This is a genomic window from Streptomyces himalayensis subsp. himalayensis, from assembly GCF_013778455.1.
GTDB lineage: Bacteria > Actinomycetota > Actinomycetes > Streptomycetales > Streptomycetaceae > Streptomyces > Streptomyces himalayensis.
Genome location: NZ_JACEHE010000059.1, coordinates 1 through 25016 on the forward strand (window position 1 = coordinate 1; position 25016 = coordinate 25016).

Consider the following 25016-nt stretch of genomic DNA (forward strand, 5'->3'; position numbering starts at 1 on the left):
CGGTGCCCAGGGTGGAGACAGTGCTCTCCCGCCCGGCCGACGCCGAGTGCCCTGAGCTGCGGGTCTGGCCGTCAACCGAGGTGCTGGCGATCTTCCGCTTCCATGCGGCGGAGGAGGTCGACTTCGATGTGGATCTGCGGGAGCTTCAGGGACAGGAGCGGCTCGACGTCTTCTGCCGTTTCCTGCGGGACATCGGTCGACGGCTGGGCAAGCCGGTGCTGATGGATCCGGAGGGCTATTACGGTCATCCGGTGCTCGGCTTCGATGTCGAAGCCGATCGTGTCGTGCGTCTGGCCGAACCGCCTGTTATGTGACGGCTGTTGTGGTCCGCGGTTCGTAGAAGGTTCCGTCGCGGAGCATCGCGAAGAGCACGTCGGCTCGTCGTCTGGCCAGGCAGAGCAGGGCTTGGGTGTGGTGTTTGCCCTGGCTGATCTTCTTGTCGTAGTAGGTCCTGGAGGCCGGGTCGGCCAGGGACGCGAACGCGGAGAGGAAGAAGGCTCGTTTGAGCTGCTTGTTTCCCCGCCGGGACGGCTGCTCACCGCGGATCGAGGAGCCCGAGCTCCTCGTTGCTGGGGCGAGACCTGCGTAGGCGGCCAGGTGCGCTGCGGTGGGAAAGCTGCTGGCGTCGCCGACATCGATGAGGATCCTGGCTCCGGTCCTGACGCCGATCCCCGGCATGGACGTCAGGACCTTGGAAAGAGGGTGGTTCTCCAGCAGTTCCTCGATCCTGGTGGCGAGGAGTTTGCGCTGGTCGAGGACGGCAGTCAGTGAGCCGGCCAGGCTCGGGACGATGAGTGCGGCCGCGTCCGTGCCGGGGACGACCACGGTCTGTTCGTCCAGTGCGGTGAAGATGTCCTCGACCAGTCGCTCGGCCATCCGCGGTGCCTTGGGTCCGAGCAGGCTGATCAGCCGTCGTCGTCCGGCTTTGCGGATCGGGGACGGTGAGCCGAACCGCTCCAGCAGCGTGAGCACAGCCGGGTGCTGGATGCGCGGGCCCAGGACTCGCTCCAGGTGCGGGTGGATCTGGGTGAGCAGGCCGCGGAGCCGGTTGCTGATGTGATTGGCTTCACCGGCCAGGTCGTCGTCGAAGCCGACGATCATCTCCAGCTCGGCGATGGTCTCGTCTTCGAGTTCGATCGAGCGGAGTGTGTGGGGCATGACGCGGGCCGCGTCCGCGATGACGAAGGCATCGCGGGCATCGGTTTTGGCCTCGCCGGGATAGAGGTCAGCGATCCGCCGCATGGTCAGCCCGGGTAAATAGGCGACCAGGCAGCCCATATCGCGGGCCACCGTGAGGGGCAGGGCTCCGATGGAGGCCGGCTGGTCAACCACCACGAGCACGGTCCCGTGCTTGGCCTGCAGCTTGCAGAAAACCTCGCGCAGTTTGGGTTCGCTGTTGGGCAGCCGCTTGTCGAATGCCTTCTTCCCAGCCCGGGTGACAGCGGTGGCGTGGTGTTCGCCCTTGCCGACGTCCAGGCCGAGGAAGACACCGACTTCACTGACATCGATCACGTGCGTCCTCTGGTCGTCCCCGCCCGGCCGTGCCACGGCACCGATCGCCACATCCACATTACGAAGAGCCTCCCGACCTGCGAACAAGCCGGTGGTCATGCCCCTAATCAGCGGTCTGTCGATGCCTCCGTAGCCGGTGACACCTCCTCATGTTGTTGTCAAGCCGCGGTCGTGACGGGAGTTGGGGGGTGATAGCACTGTCCGTCACGGATCATGGCGAACAGGACGTTGACGCGGCGACGGGCGAGCGCGAGAACAGCATGCTTGTGCGTCTTCTTCTCAGCTCTCTTGCGGTCGTAGAAGATCCGGGACTCTGGGCAGCTGCGAATGCTGATCATCGCGGAGCGGTAGAAGACGCGCTGCAGGCCGCGATGGTAGCGGCGGGGCCGGTGCAGGTTGCCGTTCACGTTGCCAGAGTCCCGGGGGACCGGGGCGACGCCAGCGAAGGCAGCGAGTCGGTCGGCACTGGGGAAACGGGCCAGGTCGCCGCCGGTCGCGGCCAGGAACTCAGCGCCCAGCAGCGGTCCGATGCCCGGCAGGCTGGCGATTACTGGGGCGAGTTCGTGCTGGTGAAACCGGGTCTCGATGAGCTTGTCCAACTCGTGGATCTTCTCGTGGAGGCCGAGCACCTCCAGCGCCAGGTCGTGGACCACGTGCGCGATGGCGGTCTCGCCAGGCAGACGGGTGTTCTGTCGTTCCGCCGCGTCGACGGCGGTGCCTGCCAGCGTTTCGGCGCTACGGACCCTGCGGTGCCGTAACCACGCCGTTAGCCGCTTGCGGCCCAAACGCCGCAGCGCAGCGGGGGTCTGGTAACCCGACAGCAGCACCAGCGGCCCGGTGTTCGTCAGCTCCAGCGCGTGTTCCAGGGCCGGGAAGATGCTGAGCAGCTGCGCGTGAAGACGGTTGGTCTTCCGCGTCCGTTCCTTGACCAGATCGGCCCGCCGGTCGGTCATGACCCGTAGTTCGGCGGCCAGTTCGCTCTCGGGAGTGAGAACGTGCAGGTCGCGGCGCATGCGAGCTTGATCTGCGATGACACGGGCGTCCTTCGCGTCGGTCTTTCCCAGGCCGCGGTAGCCGGCCGAGGCCCGGTTCACCGCGAGGCCGGGCAGATAGACGATCGTCTGCCCGTGGTTGAGCAGGAGATTGACCAGCAAGGAGGCCATGCCGTCGGCGACGTCCACGGCCCAGACCACGTCCTCGCCCAGCTCCAGGACGTCACCGATGAGCTTCAGCAGTTCCGGCTCATCGTTGACCACTCTCCGCGAGAGCAGCACCTCGCCCTCGCTGTCCAGGACAACGGTGTGATGGTGGGCCTTGCCGATGTCGGTACCCGCCCAGTTCCAGGCCATGGTTCCTCCGGTCGTTCGACGCGCTCCGTGCATCCGGACGACCCCGCCAGCATGGTCCTACTCAGCGATACCCGAGGGCTCGCAGCTCCTCATCAGTGGTCGAGTCGCCGTGCGGCCCCGGGCGGCCAGGTGTCACAAGAACCATCGAAGGCAACCACCCCCAAGCCATACCCGGGGCCACTGGATCCTCCGGACCGTACGACAGCCCATCCGACCCATCAACAACGTAGGACCACCCCCCAGGCCATGCGTTCAACAGGGGCGAGCAGTCATGCCGGCTCCAGAGGCCGGGCGCCCCATTGCGGGGCCACCAAGAAGGTAATGGGGCCGCGTGCCGGTTTGACCGGATGCTACCTCCGTTTTACGCTCGAACATGTCCGGAGGCAGCATCCGCTTTGAAGCAGCCGCAGATTCACAGGAGCCGGGAGGACACATGAACGCCAGTGGACAGCGAGGACGCAAGCCCCGCGCGGACGTCCAGCGCAACCGCGCGGCGCTCCTGGAGACGGCACAGCGTCACTTCCTGCAGCACGGGGTCGGCACCTCCCTTGAGGCGGTGGCCAAGGAGGCGGGCGTCGGGCCCGGCACCCTGTACCGGCACTTCCCCACCCGGGAGGCGCTGCTGGCGGCCGTGCTGCAGACACGCTCCGAGGAGCTGGTGGCCCGCCAGGCGGACATCGATCAGCTCGGCGACCCGGCCGAGGCGCTGGAACAGTGGCTGCGGGCGATGGAGGACTACTTCAGCGCCTTCAGCGGGCTGCCGGACCCGCTCATGGCCGCGGCCAGGGCACAGGAGCCGGACAACCCGCTCACGCTGCCCTGCGACACCCTCATCACCGCCACCGACAAGTACGTGCAAGCCGCGCAGCTCGCGGGGCGCGTGCGTGAGTCGGTGAAGGGGTACGACCTGTTCCTCGCGGCCGTCTCCGTTGCCTGGATCAAAGGCACCGGCGCCACCGACGAGGAGTCGGTGGACCGGCTCCGCGCGCTCCTCGCCAGCGGCTACCGCGAGCCGGACGACCAGGCATAAGCCACCAGGCGCCCTCCCCGGACCGCAGGCCCGGGCACCCGTCGGGCCACGGGCCCCAGGCATCCCGGCGACGACCGCCTGCCGACGGCCCCGCCGGACACCCATCACATCGCGCCGCCCCAGGGGCAGCACAACCTTCAAAGGGACAAACTAATGAAAATTACTGTTATAGGCGCCGGTGTCATCGGAGGGAACCTCGCCAGCAAGCTCAGCGCGGCCGGTCACGACGTCCAGGTGGCGGACGCCCGCGGCCCCGAAGCGGTCCCGGCCGACGTACTGGAGTCCGGAGCCCGCGCGGCGGACCTCGCCGACGCCGTCCAGGACAGGGACGTGATCATCCTGTCCATCCCCTTCGGGCGGGCGGCGGAACTGGCCGGCCTGTTCGCCGCCGTTCCCGACGAGACGGTGGTCGTCGACACCTCCAACTACTACCCCCACCTCAACGGGCACATCGACGCGGTGGACAACGGCCAGGTGGAAAGCCTGTGGAACGCCGCACAGCTGGGACGGCCCGTCGTCAAGGCGTGGAACGCCGCCCTGGCCGCCACCCAGCAGACCAAGGGCGTTCCGGCGGGAACCCCCGGCCGCATCGCCATCCCGATCGCCGCCGACTCCGACGAGGCGCGGCGTGTGGCCATGCGCCTGGTGGACGACACCGGCTTCGACGCCTTCGATGCCGGTGCGCTGGCCGACTCCTGGCGCCAGCAGCCGGGTACGCCCGCCTACTGCACCGAGCTGACCCTCGACGACCTGGAGCCCGCCCTTGCCGCGGCCGACCGGGCCGAGGCCCCGCGCACGCGGGATCGCCTGATGGAGCGCTTCACCGCCCTCACCTCCACGCCCACGCTGGCGGAGATCGTCGAGATGAACCGCTCCGCCCACCGCTGACGCCGCACAACCACGCAGCTCCCCCTCCGGGGGAACCGCCGGCAGCCTTGCTGACCGCGGCGCCTTCCGCGCGGGGAGCTGCGTGGTTCCCGGCGCATCCACCCCCGACTCGCGCGTCTGCGGCCCCAGGTGCCCGCGAACCTCTCCCCCTTGCCGGATCCCGCCCCTTCGACAATGCGGAGGCCACCTCCGTATTGTCGGGAATGTAGACGGCCGTACCCTCTCCTGGCCACGGTCCACGGCCCGGGCCGCGGAAGCAGCACGGCGATCCGCGCGGTCAGCCTTGTCCCGCCCAGCCGGGGATGGGGCCTGGCGATGGATGCTGTGCGGAGGTGGGGACTGACCGGCCGGGTGGTGGCCAGTCCCGGGGGCCTCGGACAGCTCTTCCCGCGCCGCGCGCAACGCGGTTCGCCAATCTGGCCGTGCTCGGGTTCGTTTTCTACTCGCACCCTTAGCAAGTCCGGCCTGCAGCGAAGGGTGCCTTCGTCCAAGGGTTGGTCGACATCCGGACCCACCTCCTGCCGCCGGCCGACGCCGCCGAGGCGCACCGCCGTGTCGAGAACGGCGGTGTGGGCGACCGGATTCTGTTGATGTTTCCGACCAAACCGTCAGGCGCGGCCGGACCCGGATGCCGCGCGCTTACCCAGCCGAGCGAGTGTGGCGTCCAGGTCTGCCCGGCGCGGCCGGTTGTGGGGCAGTTTGGCGAGCACGGCCGCCATTCCGCATGTGTTGGTCAGGGCGGAGGAGACCAGGCCGCCGGCTATGCCGGCGGACAGCAGCTGGAGGGCCGGGTGGACGACAAGGCCGAGCAGCAGCCCAGCAGAACGACCGAACCGGCGGTGAATCGGACCTGGCGTTCCATGCTCCACGTCGCCTTCGTGGTTCCTTCGGGCCGGTGCAGGCCGTGGCCCTGAGCCGCCCAGGCGCTGGTGCCTCCGTCAAGGGTGGAGGTGGCAATGCCGTTCTCGGCGAGGACACGGCAGGCGTTCTCCGAGCGGGCGCCGGAGGCGCAGACGACGAGGATGTCGGCATTCTCGGCGGCGGTGCGGATGTCGGGCAGGGCTCGGTGGAGCTGGTCGAGCGGGATGTTGAGGGCGCCGGGCAGATGGCCGCCCGCGTATTCGCCGGGGGTGCGGACGTCGATGACGGTCAGCTCGTGGAGGCGGGAGCGGACCTGGCCGGGGTCGAGGGTGGTTGGGGTGGTCATGGGAGATGTCCTCGATGTCGTGGCATGACGGATGCCGGGAACCGGTGCGGCTGCGGGCTGAACTTTCTGCTCGCGGGCGCAGCGGTGGATCCGCGGCGGATGCGGATGATCGAAACAGGTGTGTGGCTTGCCGGAGAGCGGTAGTGCATGGGCGGCCGGGCGAAGGGGCTGTTCCACTCGTCGGCCTGGTGGTGTGCCTCCCTTGGACCTGCCGACACGGCGCGCTCACACGCTCAAGGAGCCCTCGACATACCCGGCGGCCCGTTCGGAGGCTCGGCACATCGAGGACGACGACTCCGTTCGTGCCTTGCGCGGCCAGCCCGGCGAACGTGGACCGAGAGAAGGAGGCCGACCGGCTTCCCTCCGGCACCCACTCGGCCGGCGTGCCGGTAGCGGCCGCCGCCGGGCGATCGATACCGACCCGGACCAACTCGCGCTGGGCGGCGGCCAGCTGCTCGGGGGATTCGGCCAGCAGCGTGACCGGCTTGCCCCACGGGATCATCCACGCCAGATACGTAGCGATCTTGCCGTCCGCCTCGAAGTTGAACGAGCCGGCGACATGGCCCTCGGCGAACGCGACGCGGCTGCGCAGGTCGACGACCCACTCGCCGGCGGCCAGCCGGGTCGCGATCTCCTCGGCGTCGGCGACGGCCGGCGGGGTCAGGTCGACCGGGGCGGGCCCGGCGGCGTTGGCGGGACCCATGTGTGGGGTATTTACGAAGGAGCGTCAGGTCGCGGTGATGGACGTAGCCCGCTCGGCGCTCGCCTCAGTCGCCGGCGAGGGCCATCGGCATGAGGGGCAGTCAGGGTGTGCGTCGGCCAGAGTTGACCCTTGAGGCGGCCGCGGTACCCCCTGGGCGCGGCTCCGGCGGCGGCCGTACGGACTCTTCTTCACCCTCTCGGGGCGCGAGCCGCCGGATACGAAGCACGGCCGACCCAACGGGACAGCGCAGGAACCGAAGAGTGTCGGAACGGAGCGCCGGCGAGGTCCCGGGAGGGCGGCCGGCCGGAGCACCGCCTGGACGGGGCGGCAGGTCCGGACAGGACGTCCGACGAAGAAAGAGATCAACAGAGCAGAGCACCCGGCCGCTTCGCGGCCGAGAAGGCACCAGCGATACCGCGGCGCTCCGCGCCGCCACCACAAGGATGCGATTCCTCCCAATGCTGAAGCCCTGGGGTTCCTCGCAAGAACCCGCTGAACCGGTCACTCGACCATCATGAGAGCCCTCTCACGGGGTCTTCATGCAAGGGCAAATGGATGGCAAGTCCGCGGTCCCGTCTTCGGCAAGGTCGGTTCAGCACGCTCCCGTTTTCTGGGTGTTGTCCGCATCCAGCATGCCTGAGTAGAGGGCGCACCCATGCCGTCACGCAGCTCACGTGCCACTGCCCCAAAGACGCATCCAGACGACCGGAGTCTGAACCATCTCCGATACCGTGCCTTGGCAGAACCGACACGCCAGGCCCCGACCGCGTACGACCCGCTGCCCTCCGTGCCCCGGTTACTTACCGAGCTCGGCCAGGAAGACTTCTGGGGCCGCTACGCCCAGATCCGCGGGGACGCCGAACACTTCCACCCCGACTACCTCGCCACCCGTCGGCGCAGCGTCCTGTTGCTGCGCGCTGTTATCGCGGACCTGTTCGCTCTCGCCGATCCGGCGAACACCCGCGCCGCAGTCGAGGCCGGCCGAGCCGCGAACGCTCTCCGCCGTGCCGACTGGCTCCTCACCTGCAACGGAGAGCAAGCCCGCTCCTGGCTGCGCGGCCAGTTCCAGAAGTGGGAGACGAGGGAGCATCCGCACCCCCCTAACTGCCCTGGCGGCTGACCCACCGGCCACTGCGACGGTCAAGCGGCACCCTCCCCGCGGTCCTGCAGGTCCTCCGCTGCTGACGAAGTCTTCCTTCCCCTGCTGACCTGACCCGGTCGGCAGCAACGACATGTCCGTGCCCCGCTCGCGCGCCAGCCGTCCCGCATCGCCGTGTGCCCATGTGCGCCGCACGGCGCCCGCTGACGCGCCCCCACCGTCCCCGATGCCGTGTGCCCATGTGCGCCACACGGTCCGCTCCGACACCACCCCCCACCGTTCCGCGATGCCGTGTGCCCGTGTGCGCCGCACGGCCCAACGACGCGGCCCTGCCACGTCGTAACAACCCTCACACGATCAACGCGCCGCTCCGGCGCGCTGGAGGTATGTGCCATGAAGGCTCTCATCGATCACGCACGCTCCTTCCGCCAGTCCGCTGCCGGGTCCGAGGAGTTCGCGCGCCTGGCGCAAGGCCAGTCGCCGCAGGTTCTGTTCATCACCTGCTCCGACTCCCGCATCATCCCGGCACTGATCACCGGCGCCCGCCCCGGCGAGCTCTTCGAACTGCGCACCGCGGGCAACATCGTTCCCCCCTACGAGTCGCAGCAGCCCACCGGTGAGGCCGCCACCATCGAGTACGCGGTGGAGGTACTCGGCGTGTCCGACATCGTCGTCTGCGGCCACTCGCACTGCGGCGCCGTGGGCGCCGTGGTCCGCGGCGACGACCTGGCATCGGTCCCCGCGGTGCGCGACTGGCTCGCACACGCCGCATCCCGGCCGGACGGCGCCCACGACGACCCGGCGGTGGCCGAGGCCGTGCAGAATCACGTCCTCGCGCAGATCCTGCGACTCCGGTCCTATCCGGGCATCACCCGGCGACTGGAGGAGGACCAACTGCGGCTGCACGCCTGGTTCTACGAAGTCCACACGGGCAGCGTGCTGGCGCACGATGCGCACGCCGACGCCTTCCTCGCCCTGTGAGCGCCGACATGACCACCAACAGCACTGACACGCAAGCCGCAACCACCATCAAGAGTACGAAGGGGCGTCTCGTCGCCCCTGGTTCTACCTGGCGGCAGGACTTCGCCGCCTCGCTCGTCGTGTTCCTCGTCGCCCTGCCGCTGTGCGTCGGCGTGGCCGTCGCCTCCGGCGTGCCGGCCGAACTCGGCCTGGTCACCGGCATCGTGGGCGGCCTCGTCACCGGCATGCTGCCCGGCAGCAGCCTGCAGGTCAGCGGTCCGGCCGCGGGCCTGACCGTGCTCTGCTTCGAGGCCGTGAGCGAGTTCGGGCTGCCCGTACTGGGCGTCATCGTCCTGGCCACGGGCCTCCTCCAGATGGTCATGGGCGCTCTGCGGTTCGGCCACTGGTTCCGGGCGATCTCCGTCGCCGTCGTGGAGGGCATGCTGGCCGGCATCGGGCTCGTCCTGATCGCGGGACAGCTCTACTCGATGGCCGGTACCAAGGCTCCGTCATCGGGTCTGGAGAAGATCGCACAGCTGCCCACGACACTCGTCCACGCCTTCGGCACGACACAGGCTCGGGACGCGTTCATCCTCGGCGCCGGCACCATAGCGGTGCTGGTGCTGTGGAAGAAGCTGCCCAAGCAGGTGCAGGTGGTTCCGGGACCGCTCGCCGCCGTGGGCCTTGCCACGCTCGCCACGGTGCTGCTCTCCCTGCCCGTCGCCAAGGTCGAGGTCAAGGGCCTGCTCGGCGCGATCCAGCCGCCGACAACGGACGCCTTCGACGACCTGCTGAGTACCGGAGTCCTCGGCACCGTCGTCGCCTTCACCCTGATCGCGTCGGCGGAGAGCCTGTTCAGCGCGGCCGCAGTGGACCGGCTGCACGACGGGCCGCGCACCCGGTACAACAAGGAGCTGCTGGCCCAGGGCGTCGGCAACACCGTGTGTGGAGTGCTCGGTGCGCTGCCGATGACCGCGGTCATCGTGCGCAGCGCGGCCAACGTCCAGGCGGGCGCGCGGACCAAGGCGTCCCGTGTGATGCATGGTGTGTGGCTGCTGCTGTTCGCCGCCCTGTTCCCCGCGGCCCTGGCGGTCATTCCGATTCCGGCGCTCGCGGCCGTCCTCGTCTACTCGGGCTTCAAGCTGATTCCCACCAAGCAGCTGGCGGGCCTGTGGCGTGAGCACCGCGGGGAGGCGCTGATCCTGGTCGTCACGGCCCTCTCGATCGTCGCGGTGAGCATGTTCGAGGGCGTGCTGATCGGCCTCGCGCTCTCGGTGGTCAAGACCGCCTGGGAGGCCTCGCACGTCCGGCTGGAGATCATCGACAAGGGCGCAGGACCCATCCAGGCGCACCTGACGGGCAACGCCACCTTCCTGCGCCTGCCGAAGATCCTCGACACCCTGGAGGCGCTGCCGCAGGACCGTCCCGTCGAGGTCAACCTCTCCGGGGTCCACCACCTCGACCACGCAGTCCGCACCGCCCTGGAGAACTGGGCCGCACAGCACAGCGACACGGGCACCGAGCCCGTGAAGGTCACGGCACACGCCGAGCCCGCCAAGGCCGCATCGGGCGCCTGACGCCGCTCGATGCCTCGACAGCCGGGCGGTACGCGAACCACGGCGCGTACCGCCCGGCCTTGCCGCCCCCTGCTGCCCCGGTCCCGGTGCCTGACTTGGTGAGTCGGCGACGGAGACCGCATCACGCCCTCCCCGTACCAGTGCGGGTGCATCAATGGCACTGCCTCACGCAGGTCCCGCCCAAAACCCCCGCCCTGATGGGCAGCTGCTTACCGTGCCCGGGTGAGCAGGGGTGGACTGACCGTGGCACGCGACTCCCACCGCTGGGAGGAAGTGCGCACGATGAGTTCTGTCGGTACCACCTGCTCGACCGGTTGATCCGTTTCGACGCCTTCGATGGCGTCGATGAGGAGTTGCACCACTGCGGTGCCGATGCGGCGCGGTTTGAGGGAGAGCGTGGTGATGGGGGGTTCGGTGTTGGCGTAGACGGACGACTCGCTGCAGCACACCAGCAGCAGATCGTCGGGTACGCGCAGGCCGTACCGGCGGGCCGCTGCCAGCAGGTCGGTGCCGTTGGGGTCGAAGAGTCCGTAGACGGCGTCGGGGCGGTCGGGGCGGGCGAGCAGGCGGTCAGCGGCGACCGCTCCGGCGCAGGGGTCGTGGGCGGGGTAGGCCTCGTAGACGGGGTCCTGTCCGACGAGTGCGCACCAGTTCAGGTATGCGGTTGTGGACAGGTGTGTGTAGGTGTCGGTGGTGGTGCCGGTGAGCAGGCCGATGCGGCGGGCTCCGGCGGTGGCGAGATGGTCGAGGATGCCCGTGACCGCGGCTTCGTGGTCGTTGTCGACCCAGGCGGTCACGGGCAGGGAGCCGGCCGGGCGTCCGTCGGAGACGACGGGCAGACCCTGGCGCACCAACTCGGTGACGACCGGGTCGTGGTCGGAGGGGTCGATGACGACGGTCCCGTCGAGCGTGACGTTCGACCAGACGTCATGGCGAGATGTGGCGGGGAGGATGACCAGCGCGTAGCCGCGGGCGAGTGCGCTGGAGGTCGCGGCTCTCGCCATCTCCGCGAAGTACGGGAACTCCGTGAAGGTGAACGGTTCGTCTCCGTAGGTCGTCACCGTCAGGCCGATGAGGCCCGACTTTCCGGTACGGAGCGTGCGGGCCGCGGCGGAGGGGCGATAGCCCAGCCGGTCTGCGACCTCGCGGACATGGCGGCGTGTGGCGTCCGGTAGCCGGCCCTTGCCGTTCAGCGCGTCGGAGACGGTCGTGATGGAAACTCCTGCGGCGGCGGCCACTTCTCTGATGCCCGCCCGGCTCGTCCGTTTGCCCCTGCGGCACGTTTCTGCACGGTTCACTCGAGGCTTCCCCCTGTTGCTGTCATGTTGCTGTCATGGTCAGCCGAGATAGTAGGACTGACAAGGCCAAGGAGCGCGAACTCGCACGCACCCAGCGAGAGGCACGTTTCTGCACGGCGGAAGTTGATCCATGCCTTTGGAATGCAAGGAAGATAGGCGACACAACGGCAGTACGTCACGCGTCGGCCCACATAGGCCTATCCAACGGCGGACGTTATTGCTCTCTCAACTCACCTGTACGGGCGATCCGCGTCCAGGTGCCACGATCAGCAGCGTACGCGGTGCTGGCGCCCCCACTGGTCACATGACTGATTACGGTCCGGGCGGTTGAGCGTGTTCTCGAACCACCCGCGCATGCGTCGCGCCAGGCTGCTGGCAAAGACCACAACTGCCCGGCGCGGTGATCTACCACCGAGTCATCGAGCCGCTTTCCGCCTGGAGGCGCAGACCGCCGCCCGGCTCCTTGAGACACGGGGATGCTGGAAATCTCAGCTGATGTGGTCCCGGCTCAGTGAATTGACCATCTCTGGCGCTAGGCCTTCTGGCGACAGCGGTGAGGAAACATGCGACGCCCGCCGGTCGGAGTGGACGTTCCCACACCCTCCTGACTCTTGACCTTGCCCAGGGGTGAAGGCCGACAGTGGCAGTGGCGACCAATCCGGCGAGCTGAGCGTGCGTGGCTCTGACCGAACCCGGATGAGAGGAACCCGCATGGATGACGATGCTCTCCTGGCAGAGCAAATGGCCTACTACAAGGCGGGCGCGGCCGAATACGACCGGCCCTACGCAGAGTGCGAAGACCTGCAGGAGTTGCTGGACGTCGTCGATGAACTCCCGATTGCCGGGGATGTGCTGGAACTGGCCTGTGGAACGGGCCAGTGGACCCCGAGGCTCGCGGCGCGGGCGCATTCGGTAACGGCAGTCGACGTGGCGGCCGAGGTGCTGGCCCTCGCCCGTGCGCGTACCGCATCCCCCACCGTCCGGTTCCTTGAGGCCGACCTGCTCGAGTGGCAGCCGCCACGACGCTACGACACGGTGTTCTTCGCCTTCTGGCTCTCTCACGTCCCGCCGGCGCGGTTGCCCGCCTTCTGGGACACCGTCGCCGCCGCGCTCGCGCCGGGCGGCAAAGCGATCTTCATCGACGACGGTCCCGCCGCGGCCGCCGGGGAGGAAGTCCTGGCGAATCAGCCGGCCCCGGCGGCGCTGCGCCGGCTCGATGACGGCAGCCAGTACCGCATCGTGAAGGTCTTCCATGATGCCCGGGCCCTCACGGACGACCTCACAGCACTGGGGTGGTCGGTGCGCATCCGGCCTGTGGCCGAGAGCTTCATCGGCATTGCCGAACCGCCGCCCACTGCTGGCAAAGAAGCCGCAACTGCGACGCCCGCTTCAAATGTCCCGTCTCATTAGATCTTGTAGAGGTGGGGACGCTGACCTGCGGGGTGACAGGTTGAGTCGTGACTCACGGAGGACGGGACAAGGCGTCCCAGAAGGGCTGCGGCCAGCGTTGAGTGCGCGTCTCATCGATCATGGCGAGGGCGGTGCTTCCTGGGCTGGCTTCGTCAGGATGGTGAGACGCCTGCTTCCAGGATTCGCACTGAAGATGGCAGTTTCCTGGTTGCCTCGGGAGGTAGGTTCTGACCGGGCTTGGCCGCAGTCGAGGAATTCGTTCGCTGTCCGAGGCGATCGCTTCTAGCCTGCGTCGCGTGATGACGGCTGAAGACGTGTTGTCTGTCCTGACTCTGCTGCGACGGGCAGAGGTAGATATCTGGATCGGTGGAGGATGGGGGATCGACGCTCTGATCGGCGAACAGACCCGAGAGCATCGCGACTTGGACCTGATGCATCGGCAAGACCAGGAAGCCGGGGTGGTGGCAGCTCTCTGTGAGGCGGGCTTCGTAGAGAGCCTGAGCTGGAGGCCCATCCGATTCGTCGTCACGGCTCCGGATGGCCGAGAGATCGACCTTCATCCCCTCGTCTTTGGAGACGACGGCTCGGCGGTGCAGGCGTCACCCGAACCGGAGCGTCCTTTCATCTATCCCTCCTCATGCTTGGTGACGGGCACTATCAAGGGGACGACTGTCCCGTGTCTGTCAGCCGAGCAGCAGGTCTACTTTCATCAGGGATACCAGCCCACGGACCGCGATCGGCATGACATGGCTCAACTCCGCCGAGTCTTCGGGATCGCCACCCACTTCTGAGGAGCAAGGCCAAGCCGCCGCGCCGCTTCGGCGGGCAAGCGGCTGTGCTCTCGCCAGTGCGGGGAGTCGAACAGGCCGGTGAGTACGACGACTTCGGGATAGGCGAACCAGCTCGATCCGGGCGTCGGACGGGCCGGTAGGGATTACCGAACGGTCCTCGCCCAGCACGTCGAGTCGGCGGTCCCACCGCTGCCGAAGCGGTGGGCAGCCGGTTTCGGACGCGAACCACTTGAGTGCGCGGTCGCGTGCGTCGACGTAGGCCAGATCGGTGGAGGGGGGGTGTGCCGCGGCGGAGAATCCGCTGATGCCGGCGGTTGACACGAAGCACTTCGGGCAACCTCGTCAGATCGCGCTGTTCGTCCCCGAGGAGCCAGCGGTGATGGCGATGGCAGACGCCTTGGTGGGGTGGGTGCTGCGGACGACGAGGCCGCGGATGTGGCGGCGGGCCATGCAGAGCCGGCAGGCGGGACGCCGTCGGGGCTCGGTGACCTCCTCGGTGACCGAGCGGGGAAGTCGCAGACTGGGGTCGCCGATCGCGCCGAGCGGTGGCATCGCGCGGACCAGCAAGGACGCACTTCGACCGGTCAGAACGGCGATCCGGGACAGTGCGACGGGGGTCCAGTAGCCGACTCGGTTGTCGACCCGCGGTGCTGTCGCGACGGGCCGATCAGGGACCCGGCCGGTCGGAAGGCGGATCAGCGCAGTCCGGCGAAGAGATCGTTCTCGGGTATGGCCGCGCCGGTGGCGTCCTGGACACGCACGAAGGTCTCCATGCCCATCAACTCGCCGAACCTCTCCTTGCCCATCTTGAGGAAGAAGATGTTCTCGCCCTGACTGGCGTGCGCGGCCAACGCGTCGAACTTCTGACCGCTGAACGCGGTGGTGTCCACCCACGTGGTGATCTCATCGTCGGGGAGGCCGATCTTGGCCATCGCGGCGGCCTCGGCAGGATCCGGCTCCGGCATGTCCTCATGAAACTCGCGCATGATCTCGCCGAACCGCTGCATCATCGAGCGGGGCATCGTGGTCCAGTACACCTTCGGTGCCAGCGCGGTCATCTCCAGCGCCGCCATCGTGATGCGGTGGGCCTGGATGTGGTCGGGGTGGCCGTAGAAGCCGTTCTCGTCGTAGGTCACGACCACATCGGGTCGGTAGTGCCGCATGAGTTCCGCGAGTCGGGCCGCGCCTTCCTGCACGGGGCTCTGCCAGAAGGATCCGGGGGCGTCGTTGCTCGGCCAGCCCGTCATCCCGGAGTCGGCATAGTCCAGCATCTCCAGATCGCTGACCTTCAGGACGTCACAGCTCGCCTCAAGTTCTTGACGGCGCATCAAGGCGACCGCCGCCGGATCGTGCCCCGGATCGCCCGGCTTGACACCCCCCGGTCCGTCACCGCAACCGCCGTCGGTACACGTCACCAGAACCGTGCGGATGCCTTCGGCCGCGTACCGCGCGAGGACCCCTCCGGTTCCGGTGGCCTCGTCGTCGGGGTGGGCGTGTACTGCCATGAGCGTCAAGGCCCGGTCAGTCATGAAACAGTCCTCCTGCAGAAATACGTCTTGGTCCGAGTGTGCGCCGGGCGTACCGCGATCCTGGGGCCGGATCCCGGTGGGGCGGACGACCTTGTGGTCTCCGTGTTCCCCGCCCGTGCGGCGCCGGCCCCCCGGCGATGCAACCGTGCCGACCGGACAGACTATTCCCGGCGCGGCCGCTTGGCCTTCCAGGCGTCGGCGTTCAACGCGAACGAGGTACAGGCGCGACCTGCATGTCTCAGCGCCACGTCGGATCCTGTCCGTCCCTCCTCATTAGATCTTGCAGAAGGTGGGCCGCTGACCTGGGATGTGACAGGTAGGAGTGGGATTTCCGCCGGGGCTGTCGGGGTGCTTGAGAGGTTGGGTCGGCCGGGCGTGTGTCTCGTCGATCATGACGACGCTTATGCATCCTGAGCTGGGCTGTGTCAGGACGGTGAGATGGCTGCGTCCAGAGTTCTCACCGAAGGTGGCAGTTTCTGGGCCAGGTTGAGAAAAGGCGGGCCCGGGCAGCCCTGGAGCGGGTTTGGTTATTGGCCGTGCAGCCAGATCCGCAGCGGACCAACCGGCTCGAAGCCATGCCGGACGGCTGCCGCCAGGGCGTCGCCCTGCTCGTAGCCGACCACGGGCAGGGTGGGGAACAGCCACGTGACTGCGTCCAGTACGACCGGCCAGGCCGCGTCAGGACCGCCGTCCAGCGCGAAGACATTGGAGATTCCGACCACTTGGTCGCTGCGGCTCGCCACCGCGCCGGCGACCACGCGGCCGTCGGCGGACTGCCCGGCGAGCACGAAGTTGGCGGGGTCGTCGAGTAGTTCGGGCCGGAAGAGGTCCGCGTTGCCATCCCCGTCGTCCCAGGCAAGCGCCCAGGCGTGCAGCATGTCCGGGTCGCCCGCCACATCCAAGGCGAGATCGGACACGGGGGCGGGCGCACTCGCCGGGCGGTGGATCCATTGCGCCTCGAACAGCACCTGGAAGCCGACCTCTGTCAGGTCGAGGTCGGCGAAGCTGTCCTTGACGGCGGCGCCGGGTGCGGTGGTGTCGATCCGGGCCGCTAGCGTGGTCGGGTCGGCGTCCGGCACCAGCGTCACCGCGTCGGGGTAGTAGAGCGGCGTGCGAGACGGAGCGGCCCAAGCTTGAGCTCCGAACTCGCCCGCCAAGCCGTGCGATCGGCTCATCGCTGCGCACCACTCGGCGTTGTTGCGGGCGGTGGCCCGGACCAGGAGCTGCTTAGGAGTCGTCACGAGTGTGGACCATGACAATTCCGGTTCCGGCCCGTCGACCGGTTTTCCGCTGATTGCAAGAGGGACGCTCCACCCGGAAGCCCGGCAGCTGGCCCCGGGGAATTACATGATCGTCAACAGGGGTCGATGCGGTCTGCCGGGCGGCAGTCGACCACCAGGCCCGTCCCGTCTGCGGCCCGCGCGAAGAAGTCCGACGCGTGCGAACGCCCGCGGCCCGATGCCTCATCGCCCCAGAACAGCCAGAACGGCTGTGGTGACGGCGAACGGATCGCCGTACTTCACCGCGCGAGTTTCGGAGGATCGTCAGCCCGTCGATCCCCAGCACTTTGAGCAGGTAGCGGTAGATGTTCCGCTGGGAGGTAGAGCTGTGCTTGTAGGAGAGCGTTGCATCTGCCGGTGCCGTGGTGAGTTGGCGCAGATCGCAATTGAACACGGCGATGGTGCTGTCCGCGGGACCGCGGGACCGCTTCAAGGCCCGGCCGTCGTCCACTCGTAGCCGGAGCAGGATGCGGCTGTAGCCCTCGTCCTCCGGGATGGGTTTGAGCTCGCTGGCGCCCAGCGTGTAGTCCACGGACTTTTCGATGTAGGACTTGCCCGTCTCGGAAGCGCCGTAGATGACCGTCAGGCCCGGGCTGAACTCCACGGTTGCGGGGAGCTGGCCCACTCCGAGGAACATCAGGTGTACCAGCGTCAGCTTGTCACAGCGGTTCCTCCACTCATCGGTTGGTCCCCGCCCGGGTGGCGGGACCGGATACGGGCCCCTCACGGGTGCTGCGCCGTGCTCAGCTCGTCGGTGTACCGGGCGAGGGCGTCCTCGGCCGTGGGGACGGGGCCGAACAGTTGCTCCTGGCGGCGGGGGTCGGCGACGTAGCGGCCGCTGTCGAACCAGCCGAACATCGCGGCCATGTCCTTGACCAGGGGCATGAAGCGGCCGGCGACGGCTCCTGCGGCGCGGGCGATGGCGGAAGGGACGGCCCACACCTTGATCTTCTTGCCGGCCCGGTTGCCCATCAGGTCGGCCACCTCGCGCATGCTGACGGGACGGTCCCAGCCGATGTCGATGCGCTCACCGTTGTCGGCCTCGGCGTCGACGGCGGCCGCCAGGTACGCCGCGAGGTCAGAGGTGTGGACGAAGGTCAGCGGGACGGTGGTCTTGCCGATCCACATCAGGCGGCCCTTGTCGATCGGGTCGCCCGCCGCGCTCGCGATCTGGTCGAGGAACGCCCCCGGCCGCAGTGCGACGAACGGGACGCCGAGCTGTTCGAGCTTGTCCTCGGCGACCTTCTTGTGCCAGAAGTGCGGGACATGGGGCGTCTGGTCGCTGGTGAGGATGCTGGTCAGGACGAACCTCCGGATGCCGGCGCGGTGGGCGGCCTCGGCGAGGTTGGCGTTGCCGACGGTGTCGATGTCGTGCGCGTTCTTGCCGCCGCGGGTGTAGCCGGCAGCGGTGGTGACGACGGCATCGGCGCCGTTCATGGCGGCGACGAGCGAGTCGAGGTCGAGCATGTCGCCGCGGGCGATCTCGACACCCCGGCTTTCGAGCCTGCTCGCGTCGGTGGTCGGCCGGACCAGGGCTCGGACGTGCTTACCGCGCCCCAGCAGTTCGTCGACGACCTTGCCGCCGAGGGAGCCGGTCGCGCCGACGACGAGGACGGGGAGGGTGGTGGTCATGGGGTCTCACTTTCCATCAGGTCAGTAGTGGGGGGATTACGTGGGCGGGGCAGTGGTGGCCGCGGACGTGGGCGCCGTCGGCCCGGGTCGCTCAGGGGGCGGGCCTGTGGTGGGCGGATCCGCGGCACGGGTCACCGCCGGCCTGCAGGATCTTGCGGAGGTCGAAGTGACCCGGACGCGGGTGATGCGGCCGTCCTCGATGTGCGCCCGGCCTGCGACGGGGAAGGGCTCGCCGTCCCCGCGGGGGTGTTGCCCTTTCCCCTGGATGAGTTCCGTCCTGCTTCCACCGGGACAGCTCGCGCTTGCCCCTGACGCTGAGGTCCCGCTCACCCCCGTTCTCTCTGACGTACGGGGGTGAGCGGGGGTCGCGCCACATCCGCCGGCTCGGCTCACCGGGCTTTATCCGACAGTCGGGGAGCCTGGCTCCGTTCAGTACGGGCCTTCGTGAGCCGAGTGCGCTGCAGCACTGTCCACTTCGCAGGAACGCCGGAAACGATTCGCACTCCGGGCCGGAACCGGGGTGCAAGCCGAGGGAGTTACTCGGACTCTTCCCGCGGAACAGCGCGGCTGTTGATCGCGTCGGCGATGGCGTAGGCGGTGCGGACGAAGAACTCTGCCTGCTGCGCCGACAGGTTCCGCGCGGAAGTCTCCTCCAGGGCCTGCCACATGGCTGTGATGGGCTCGCGCATGGCACGGCCCTTGTCGGTGAGGTGGACGACCATGACGCGCCGGTCGTGTTCGGCCGGCTCGCGGATGAGCAGGCCGGCATCCTGCATGCGGCGTAGGGACTTGGAGACGGTGGAGTGGTCCAGGCCGACGCTTTCGAGCAGCTCGGACTGGGTCTGGCCGTCCCGGTCCAGGAGCTGCATCAGTAGCAGCTCCTGTCCGGGATGCAGGTCCATTTCGCGGAGCATGGCGGCGGCGCGGGCGCGGTGAGCGCGGGCGAGCTGGAAGATCGCGTAGCTCATCGGCCCCTCGCTGGCCGTAGTGGGGATGTGGGGTGTGGGGGCGGGCATGGTTCGGTTCCTCAGACGGTGTAGGTGGGGTAGTCGGTGTAGCCGGCCACTCCGCCGCCGTAGAAGGTCGCCGGGTCGGGGGTGTTCAGCGGCGCGTCAGAGCGTAGCCGCTCGACCAGGTCCGGGTTGGCCAGCGCGAGGGCGCCGACGGAGACGAGGTCGGCCGTGCCGTGGTCGATGTCCTTGGCGCGGGTGGGCAGGTCGGTGCCGGCCCGGTTGAGGATCAGCGTGGTCGGCCACAGCGCGCGCAGGGTTCCCAGCAGCGCGTCGTCGCCCGCGTGGAGGACGTGGAGGTAGGCGAGGCCGAGCGGGCTGAGGGCGCGCATGAGCGCCGGATACAGCTCGGCGGTGTCTGACTCGGCGATGTCGTTGTAGGGGTTGCCGGGGGAGATGCGCAGGCCGGTGCGGTCGGCGCCGATCTCGTCGGCCACGGCAGCGGCGACCTCGACGGCGAAGCGGATGCGGCCCTCGAGGGAACCGCCGTAGCGGTCGGTGCGCTGGTTGGTGTTGTCGGACAGGAACTGGTGCACCAGGTAGCCGTTGGCGGCGTGGATCTCCACGCCGTCGGCGCCTGCCGCGACGGCAGCCGCTGCGGCGCGGCGGAAGTCGTCGACGGTCGCCGCGACCTCCTGCGTCGACAGAGCACGGGGTGTCGGCATCTCCTGGGGCCCGGACGCGGTGAACATCGTGCCCTGCGGCCGGATCGCCGAAGGGGCGACCGGCTGGCGCCCGTGGGGGGTGTTGTCGGGGTGGGAGATGCGTCCGGTGTGCATCAGCTGGATGACGATCCGGCCGTCGGCCGCGTGCACGGCGTCGGTGACCTTGCGCCACCCGGCGATCTGCTCGTCATTGTGGATGCCGGGGGTGAGGAGGTAGCCCTGGCCGTCGGCGGAGGGCTGGGTTCCCTCGGTGATGATGAGCGCGTGCGAGGCCCTCTGGGCGTAGTACTCGGCGTTCAGCTCGGTCGGGACGCCTTCGGGTGTGGAGCGGTCACGGGTCATGGGGGCCATGACCAGGCGGTGCGGGAGGGAGATGTCACCGACGGTGGTCGGTGTCCACAGGGAGTTCAGCATGAAGGGTCCTTAGGTGCGGTGATGAACAGGTGGTGATCGGGAAAGCGGGGGGCGTGGCGGAAGGAGAGATGGGCCTGATCAGTCGAGGGTGAGGACGAGCTTGCCCCGGACATGCCCGGCGTCGCTGACCTGCTGGGCCGTGGCGGCCTCGTCGAGCGGGTAGGCGGTGACGGTGGTGACGACCTTGCCGGTAGCGGCATCCTGCGCCAGCGCGGCCAGGCCGGCGGCCGAGCGTTCCTGGGGGCCGTTGGCGAAGGTGATACCGAGCTGGTGCGCGCGGAAGTCGGCGATGGTGACGATGCGGTCGGTGCCGCCCCGCAGGGTGATGGAGTCCTCCAGGGCTCCCTTCCCGGCCAGGTCGAACACCGCGTCCACGCCGTCGGGGGCGAGCGCCCGGACCCGCTCGACCAGGCCCTCGCCGTAAACGGTCGCGGTGGCGCCGAGCGAGGCGAGGTATTCCTGGTTGGCGGGGCCGGCGGTGCCGATGACACGCGCTCCGCGGGCCGTGGCGAGCTGGACCGCCAGGGTTCCGACCGCTCCGGCCGCGCCGTGCATCAGCACGGTCTCCCCGGCGACGACGCCGAGCAGGTTCAGGACCCGCTCAGCCGTCTCGCCCGCCACCGGCAGCGCGACCGCGTGCTGCCAGTCGAGGCCGGCGGGCTTGGGGACCACGATGGTGGCCAGCGCGTACTCGGCGTACGAGCCGGTGTCCGACCAGCCCAGCACCTCGTCACCCACCTGCACATCCCGCACGCCCTCACCCAGGGCGTCCACCACGCCGGCGAGCTCGCCACCGGGGATGGCGGGCAGTGGCGTCGGGAACACGGCCTCCAGTGCCCCGGAGCGGATCTTGCCGTCCAGCGCGTTCAGCCCGGCCGCCTTGACGCGGACGCGGATCTGCCCGGGGCCGGGCTGCGGGACCTCGATGTCCGCCTCGTGCAGCACTTCCGTGCCTCCGAAACGGTCGAACTGGATGGCTTTCATGACGACTCCTCTCGCGTCACCACCCATTTAGGTGGCTGGACACATAACCAACGTAGCAGCAAACATGTGGCTAGCCAAGTATTTACTGCCGCTCGTGCTGCACAAGAGCTGCCGCTCGGGCTGCGCAAGATCGGTCGCGGTCGCGTCGGTCTCCTCGGGACGGCGGTCGAAGCGGTAGGCGCCCGCCGGAGCGCGCCTTGCGCGGCCCAGGGCTACCTCGACTGAAAGCTGGACGACCGGGCCGGCGCCCAGGCCTGCCGGGCGATGCGCTCACGCTGATCGCCGTGCCGTTCCAGGTGGCCTGCCTGATGGCGGTTTTCACGCACTGGCGGCGGCGTTCACCGTCGGCGCGCCGGCCGTCGGCCAAGGCCCTTCATTCGGACCTCATGGTGTGCACGTCGGGCAGAGGCCGGCCGATGCGGGGCTGTCGAAGACATCCCGGGCGCGGACATCCGCATCGGTTACGCCCGCTGCTCGCACCTGAGCCAGGAACTCGACTCCCAGCTCGATGCGCTCACCGCGCACGGCATCCCGCGCGACAAGGTGTTCAGCGAGAAGATCAGCACCCGGTCCGGGTACGCCCACAGTTCGAGGAGGCACTTCGTACGGCGCGGGAGATCAAGGCGCACGCCCCGCACTGTCGGGTCATCCTCACGGTGTACGAGATGAAACGGCTCGGCCGCGACGCCGCTGAACTCAGTGCCTGCTTTCGACCCCCTAGTCACATGACGCGTTGGCGATCCCGCACAGCGGTGCGCCAGGCACAAGGTCGGGGATCCGAGTGGGGGTTCAACGGCTTTGTCCGATCGCCGCAGGCACCAAACGGCGTGTGGTCCCGCAGCCAACGGGACCACAAGTGCCGTTCACAGGCTGACGCGTTTTCTTTGGTATCCGTAGTGATGTGTCATCCGTCGGTGTGCCCTGCCGTGAGTCCGGGACCAGTGTTGGTGTCGCATGTGGGTGCGTAGATCGAATGCGTGACCTTTTGGCGAGGGTGTCGTTGATCGGATGACAGCACCGCGGATGGGTCAGGGGGCGCGGGTGAGCCGGAAGCTGCCGCTCGGCGAGGGCGAGACGGCCCGTACCGCGTGTGCCCGTGGTCTGCTGCGTGCGGGCGTGGTGGCGAAGACGGGTGAGGTGCTGTCGGCTGCTGCGCTGGCGGAGCGGGTCGGCTGGGCTGCTGGTCTGGTGTCCGGCATGGCCGCCGAGCTGCTGGCCGCGCACTGGAATGCCGCCGACGTGGGGATGCTGGCCTCGGGTGTGGACGGCGGGGGCCGGACGCTGCCGTCGAAGGCGTGGATGGCGCTGCGGCGTCTGGGCTGGAGTGTTGCGCCGCCCGGGGGTGTGAGGGTCAATGACCGGATCGTGCGTATGGCCCAGGAACAGGCCGGGCGCATGCTGCGGTCGGCCACATGGCGGGCCGGCCTGACCGCCGCAGTCCTCACGACGTGGCCCGCCGAGGCGGGCAAGCGCACCGCTGAGGAGTGGGATGCGGTCCGCGAGGCCGTCCCCGGCGGCCGCCACGTGCCCTCCAGCGTCATCAACTCCCGCACCCGGCAGATCGCCGCCTTCACCAAGAAGCACGGCCGGTTGCCTGCCGATGTGTTCGAGTTGGAGGCCGCGCCCGGCAGCGCGCGGATGCTGTCGCTTGCCGCGTGCGACGGGCAGCAGGCCATCATCGCACGCGGTGACGACCCGGGCCGGGCACTGCTGAGACTGCAGCTGCCCACCCGCCCCGACCCGCGCTCCTACCGGGATTGGACGTGGGTGGAATGCCCCCTCACACTGCCGCCGACCGTCCCGCCCGGCGCGGTGCTGCACCTGCCCACCCTGCGTCTGCACCGGGGCAGAGTGCGGGCCGATCTCGCCTACACCCACGCCGTAACCAGGACCCGGCGTAGTGGGCACACCGTCGCGCTCGGCGTGGACTGGGGCCTGAACACGCTGCTCAGCGCGGGCACGGTCCGGCTCCACGACGACGGCTCGATCACCGCGCTCGGTAGCGGAGCCCAGTTCCGCGCTGCGGGTGTGCTGGCCAAGCAGCACCGCCTGTGCCGCCTGTCCGAGCACCTGCACGCCAAAGCCGACCATCATCAGCGGCTCATCGGCGACAACGCCGAGCATCCGCTGGGCGCGAGGCACGAGGTTCTCCGCCAGGAGATCCGCCGCGTGTCCGCACGCCGCTCGAACCTCAACGACGCGCTCGCCCAGTCCGCCGCCCGCTGGACAGTCGACCAGGCCATCGCCGCAGGCGCGAGTGTGATCTACGTCGAAGACCTGCGTTCGCTGGAGGCGCGGGGCATGGGCCGCACCCTGAACACACGCCTGTCCCAGCAGATCCGCGGACAGATCGTGGACCGGATGCGGCACCTGGCCGCCGAGGCGGGCATCGCCGTCGTCACCGTCCCGGCACGCAACACCTCCCGCCACTGCCCCCGATGTCTCGTCCCGCTGCGCCACCGCAAGGCCCCCGACCAGCCCGCCGCGCCCGGCTGGAAGTGGGCCAGACCCCTCGGTCCGGCGGGCCAGCGTCCGGAGGGACACGCACCACCGGGCCGGAGGCGGCTGCCCCGCGCAGCCCACCGGCACCAGGACGTGACAACGATCAGCACACCCACCAGCCGACAGGCGGCCACGAGGAGCGGCACTGGGCGCAGGCTTCCACCTGCACGCTCACGCCACCCCTCCACGATGGGCACAACCCACACCAGACACCACGTCTGACATGGGATCACTAAGCTGATCAGAGACGCTGCTTTCAGCGCAGGCCGAGCAGCATCACGTCATGGAGGTCCGCGCCTGTCCCCCATGGCCGCGCCTCGCCGATCTTGCGGTATCCCCACGCCCGGTAGGCTGCCGAAGCTGCATCGCTGCCCGGGTGGACGTTCAACAACACCCGCTCGGCCTCAATGCTGGCGAGCACCGTCTCGTGCAGACGCCGCGCGATGCCCTGCCCGCGCCACGGTCCGCGCACTGCGAGCTCCATCAGCCCGAAGGTGCGGTGTCCGTCCTCCCGTCGCATGTCGTCGGGCACTGGCTCGGTCAGTTCGTCCCAACAGCGCGTGTCGGGGTCGAGCGGGTAGCCGTACGCCATGCCGACCGGCTCGCCGTCCTCGGTACGGGCCAAGGCGGCGCGGAAGGTGTGCTTGCGCGCCTGGGAGGGGAAGCGGCGGAAGGCGGCGGCGACGTCGTCCTCGGTCTCGTTGTAGGGAGGCTCGGCGAACGCTTCGGCATAGATCAGCCTGAACGCGTCCTCGGCCCGCGCTGCGGCTGATCCGTCCATGCGCTCTATCGCGATGGCCCCTTGCTGCGTCATGTGATGCCCCTCGGACGTTCTCGCGGACATCGGCTGGCGTTGAGCCGGGCGGCCTGGCGCGTCAGGTGGTCGCGCTCGGCGAGGTTGGGTGCCTTGCGGGCCGCTTCGGCGTACAGCCGTGCCGCCGTCGCCAGGTCGCCGTCGCGCTCGTGGAGGTACGCCGCCACCGCGGTGTGGCGGGGCAGTGAGTCGTTCAGCGCCGCGAGCGCCGTCAGGCCGGCGCGCGGGCCGTCGGCCTCGCCGACGGCGACCGCGCGGTTGAGCCGGACGATGGGGCTGTCGGTCAGGCGCGTGAGCTCGTCGTACCACTCGACGATCTGCACCCAGTCGGTCTCCTCGGCGGATACGGCACGTTCGTCGCG

The 25016-nt window shown here is 69.1% G+C and carries 21 protein-coding genes and 4 pseudogenes; 9 read left to right on the forward strand and 16 right to left on the reverse strand.

Features of this window, described 5'->3' with window-relative positions:
* Positions 1-314, forward strand: a pseudogene (locus H1D24_RS40565) (hypothetical protein); the annotation flags it as partial.
* Here H1D24_RS40565 and H1D24_RS40570 read toward each other — a convergent pair.
* Together H1D24_RS40570 and H1D24_RS40575 are read right to left on the reverse strand one after the other, a co-directional pair.
* The gene (locus H1D24_RS40570) at positions 307-1512 is read right to left on the reverse strand and encodes an IS110 family RNA-guided transposase (RefSeq protein ID WP_181662785.1); all 1206 of its coding nucleotides are present in this window, start codon (positions 1510-1512) and stop codon (positions 307-309) included. The pseudogene H1D24_RS40565 and the gene H1D24_RS40570 overlap by 8 nt on opposite strands.
* 158 nt (positions 1513-1670) lie before the next feature.
* Positions 1671-2861 carry an IS110 family RNA-guided transposase gene (locus H1D24_RS40575; RefSeq protein WP_181662786.1) on the reverse strand — a complete coding sequence of 397 codons (1191 nt, stop codon included), beginning with the start codon at positions 2859-2861 and terminating at the stop codon, positions 1671-1673.
* 433 nt (positions 2862-3294) lie between these two features.
* On the opposite strand from H1D24_RS40575, the gene H1D24_RS40580 reads away from it, so the two are divergent.
* Both H1D24_RS40580 and H1D24_RS40585 read left to right on the forward strand, forming a co-directional pair.
* Entirely contained in the window at positions 3295-3891 is a 597-nt protein-coding gene (locus tag H1D24_RS40580) for a TetR/AcrR family transcriptional regulator (RefSeq protein ID WP_181662787.1), read from the forward strand.
* A 153-nt stretch (positions 3892-4044) separates the two neighbouring features.
* Positions 4045-4779, forward strand: coding sequence for an NADPH-dependent F420 reductase (locus H1D24_RS40585; RefSeq protein ID WP_181662788.1), 735 nt, complete (start codon positions 4045-4047; stop codon positions 4777-4779).
* A 608-nt stretch (positions 4780-5387) separates the two neighbouring features.
* On the opposite strand, the pseudogene H1D24_RS40590 reads toward H1D24_RS40585, so the two are convergent.
* Both H1D24_RS40590 and H1D24_RS43410 read right to left on the reverse strand, forming a co-directional pair.
* A pseudogene (locus H1D24_RS40590) lies at positions 5388-5986 on the reverse strand (rhodanese-like domain-containing protein).
* Positions 5987-6214: 228 nt separating this feature from the next.
* Positions 6215-6692 (reverse strand): annotated as a pseudogene (locus H1D24_RS43410) (rhodanese-like domain-containing protein); the annotation flags it as partial.
* A gap of 733 nt (positions 6693-7425) precedes the next feature.
* Here H1D24_RS43410 and H1D24_RS40595 point away from each other — a divergent pair.
* From H1D24_RS40595 to H1D24_RS40605, 3 genes are all read left to right on the forward strand, one after another.
* Complete coding sequence (locus tag H1D24_RS40595; RefSeq protein ID WP_181662789.1) at positions 7426-7809, forward strand: hypothetical protein; 384 nt, start codon at positions 7426-7428, stop codon at positions 7807-7809.
* A gap of 372 nt (positions 7810-8181) precedes the next feature.
* Complete coding sequence (locus H1D24_RS40600; RefSeq protein ID WP_181662790.1) at positions 8182-8769, forward strand: carbonic anhydrase; 588 nt, start codon at positions 8182-8184, stop codon at positions 8767-8769.
* Between the two features lie 8 nt (positions 8770-8777).
* Complete coding sequence (locus H1D24_RS40605) at positions 8778-10325, forward strand: SulP family inorganic anion transporter (protein WP_181662791.1); 1548 nt, start codon at positions 8778-8780, stop codon at positions 10323-10325.
* A gap of 209 nt (positions 10326-10534) precedes the next feature.
* Here the strand turns inward: H1D24_RS40605 and H1D24_RS40610 are convergent, their stop codons facing one another.
* Positions 10535-11623, reverse strand: a complete 1089-nt coding sequence (locus tag H1D24_RS40610) for a LacI family DNA-binding transcriptional regulator (protein ID WP_181662792.1) — start codon at positions 11621-11623, stop codon at positions 10535-10537.
* A 711-nt stretch (positions 11624-12334) separates the two neighbouring features.
* Between H1D24_RS40610 and H1D24_RS40615 the strand changes: the two genes are divergently transcribed.
* Together H1D24_RS40615 and H1D24_RS40620 are read left to right on the forward strand one after the other, a co-directional pair.
* Positions 12335-13033 (forward strand): class I SAM-dependent methyltransferase, encoded by a 699-nt coding sequence (locus H1D24_RS40615; protein ID WP_181662793.1) that lies wholly within the window; start codon positions 12335-12337, stop codon positions 13031-13033.
* Positions 13034-13332: 299 nt separating this feature from the next.
* A complete protein-coding gene (locus tag H1D24_RS40620) occupies positions 13333-13824 on the forward strand; it encodes a nucleotidyltransferase domain-containing protein (protein ID WP_181662803.1) in 492 nt (163 codons plus the stop codon).
* A gap of 342 nt (positions 13825-14166) precedes the next feature.
* On the opposite strand, the gene H1D24_RS43415 is transcribed toward H1D24_RS40620, so the two are convergent.
* The 9 genes from H1D24_RS43415 to H1D24_RS40665 form a co-directional block, all read right to left on the reverse strand.
* A complete protein-coding gene (locus tag H1D24_RS43415) occupies positions 14167-14391 on the reverse strand; it encodes a hypothetical protein (RefSeq protein WP_258564727.1) in 225 nt (74 codons plus the stop codon).
* A gap of 128 nt (positions 14392-14519) precedes the next feature.
* Complete coding sequence (locus H1D24_RS40630; protein WP_181662794.1) at positions 14520-15353, reverse strand: PIG-L family deacetylase; 834 nt, start codon at positions 15351-15353, stop codon at positions 14520-14522.
* A 527-nt stretch (positions 15354-15880) separates the two neighbouring features.
* Positions 15881-16594 (reverse strand): hypothetical protein, encoded by a 714-nt coding sequence (locus H1D24_RS40635; protein WP_181662795.1) that lies wholly within the window; start codon positions 16592-16594, stop codon positions 15881-15883.
* The gene (locus H1D24_RS40640) at positions 16581-17270 is read right to left on the reverse strand and encodes a hypothetical protein (RefSeq protein ID WP_181662796.1); all 690 of its coding nucleotides are present in this window, start codon (positions 17268-17270) and stop codon (positions 16581-16583) included. The genes H1D24_RS40635 and H1D24_RS40640 overlap by 14 nt, the downstream gene beginning before the upstream one ends.
* Before the next feature lie 86 nt (positions 17271-17356).
* Entirely contained in the window at positions 17357-18265 is a 909-nt protein-coding gene (locus H1D24_RS40645) for an SDR family oxidoreductase (RefSeq protein WP_181662797.1), read from the reverse strand.
* A gap of 536 nt (positions 18266-18801) precedes the next feature.
* Complete coding sequence (locus H1D24_RS40650) at positions 18802-19281, reverse strand: MarR family winged helix-turn-helix transcriptional regulator (protein ID WP_181662798.1); 480 nt, start codon at positions 19279-19281, stop codon at positions 18802-18804.
* Between the two features lie 11 nt (positions 19282-19292).
* Positions 19293-20354, reverse strand: a complete 1062-nt coding sequence (locus H1D24_RS40655; protein ID WP_181662799.1) for an alkene reductase — start codon at positions 20352-20354, stop codon at positions 19293-19295.
* A 78-nt stretch (positions 20355-20432) separates the two neighbouring features.
* Positions 20433-21338 (reverse strand): NADP-dependent oxidoreductase, encoded by a 906-nt coding sequence (locus H1D24_RS40660; protein WP_181662800.1) that lies wholly within the window; start codon positions 21336-21338, stop codon positions 20433-20435.
* Positions 21339-21799: 461 nt separating this feature from the next.
* Positions 21800-21967 (reverse strand): hypothetical protein, encoded by a 168-nt coding sequence (locus H1D24_RS40665; protein WP_181662801.1) that lies wholly within the window; start codon positions 21965-21967, stop codon positions 21800-21802.
* A 412-nt stretch (positions 21968-22379) separates the two neighbouring features.
* On the opposite strand from H1D24_RS40665, the gene H1D24_RS40670 reads away from it, so the two are divergent.
* Positions 22380-24062 carry a transposase gene (locus H1D24_RS40670; protein ID WP_309484634.1) on the forward strand — a complete coding sequence of 561 codons (1683 nt, stop codon included), beginning with the start codon at positions 22380-22382 and terminating at the stop codon, positions 24060-24062.
* A gap of 34 nt (positions 24063-24096) precedes the next feature.
* On the opposite strand, the gene H1D24_RS40675 is transcribed toward H1D24_RS40670, so the two are convergent.
* Both H1D24_RS40675 and H1D24_RS40680 read right to left on the reverse strand, forming a co-directional pair.
* On the reverse strand, positions 24097-24654 hold the full coding sequence (locus H1D24_RS40675) for a GNAT family N-acetyltransferase (RefSeq protein ID WP_181662802.1): 558 nt from the start codon (positions 24652-24654) through the stop codon (positions 24097-24099).
* Positions 24651-25016: pseudogene (locus tag H1D24_RS40680) on the reverse strand (hypothetical protein); the annotation flags it as partial. The pseudogene H1D24_RS40680 and the gene H1D24_RS40675, both read right to left, overlap by 4 nt.

Excerpts from the sequence above, each read along its gene's own strand:
- H1D24_RS40575 (WP_181662786.1), bottom strand. The coding sequence starts at position 2,861 with ATGGCCTGGAACTGGGCGGGTACCGACATCGGCAAGGCCCACCATCAC.
- H1D24_RS40580 (WP_181662787.1), top strand. The coding sequence starts at position 3,295 with ATGAACGCCAGTGGACAGCGAGGACGCAAGCCCCGCGCGGACGTCCAG.
- H1D24_RS40585 (WP_181662788.1), top strand. The coding sequence starts at position 4,045 with ATGAAAATTACTGTTATAGGCGCCGGTGTCATCGGAGGGAACCTCGCC.
- H1D24_RS40600 (WP_181662790.1), top strand. The coding sequence starts at position 8,182 with ATGAAGGCTCTCATCGATCACGCACGCTCCTTCCGCCAGTCCGCTGCC.
- H1D24_RS40605 (WP_181662791.1), top strand. The coding sequence starts at position 8,778 with ATGACCACCAACAGCACTGACACGCAAGCCGCAACCACCATCAAGAGT.
- H1D24_RS40615 (WP_181662793.1), top strand. The coding sequence starts at position 12,335 with ATGGATGACGATGCTCTCCTGGCAGAGCAAATGGCCTACTACAAGGCG.
- H1D24_RS40620 (WP_181662803.1), top strand. The coding sequence starts at position 13,333 with ATGACGGCTGAAGACGTGTTGTCTGTCCTGACTCTGCTGCGACGGGCA.
- H1D24_RS40630 (WP_181662794.1), bottom strand. The coding sequence starts at position 15,353 with ATGACTGACCGGGCCTTGACGCTCATGGCAGTACACGCCCACCCCGAC.
- H1D24_RS40640 (WP_181662796.1), bottom strand. The coding sequence starts at position 17,270 with ATGTTCCTCGGAGTGGGCCAGCTCCCCGCAACCGTGGAGTTCAGCCCG.
- H1D24_RS40645 (WP_181662797.1), bottom strand. The coding sequence starts at position 18,265 with ATGACCACCACCCTCCCCGTCCTCGTCGTCGGCGCGACCGGCTCCCTC.
- H1D24_RS40650 (WP_181662798.1), bottom strand. The coding sequence starts at position 19,281 with ATGCCCGCCCCCACACCCCACATCCCCACTACGGCCAGCGAGGGGCCG.
- H1D24_RS40655 (WP_181662799.1), bottom strand. The coding sequence starts at position 20,354 with ATGCTGAACTCCCTGTGGACACCGACCACCGTCGGTGACATCTCCCTC.
- H1D24_RS40660 (WP_181662800.1), bottom strand. The coding sequence starts at position 21,338 with ATGAAAGCCATCCAGTTCGACCGTTTCGGAGGCACGGAAGTGCTGCAC.
- H1D24_RS40675 (WP_181662802.1), bottom strand. The coding sequence starts at position 24,654 with ATGACGCAGCAAGGGGCCATCGCGATAGAGCGCATGGACGGATCAGCC.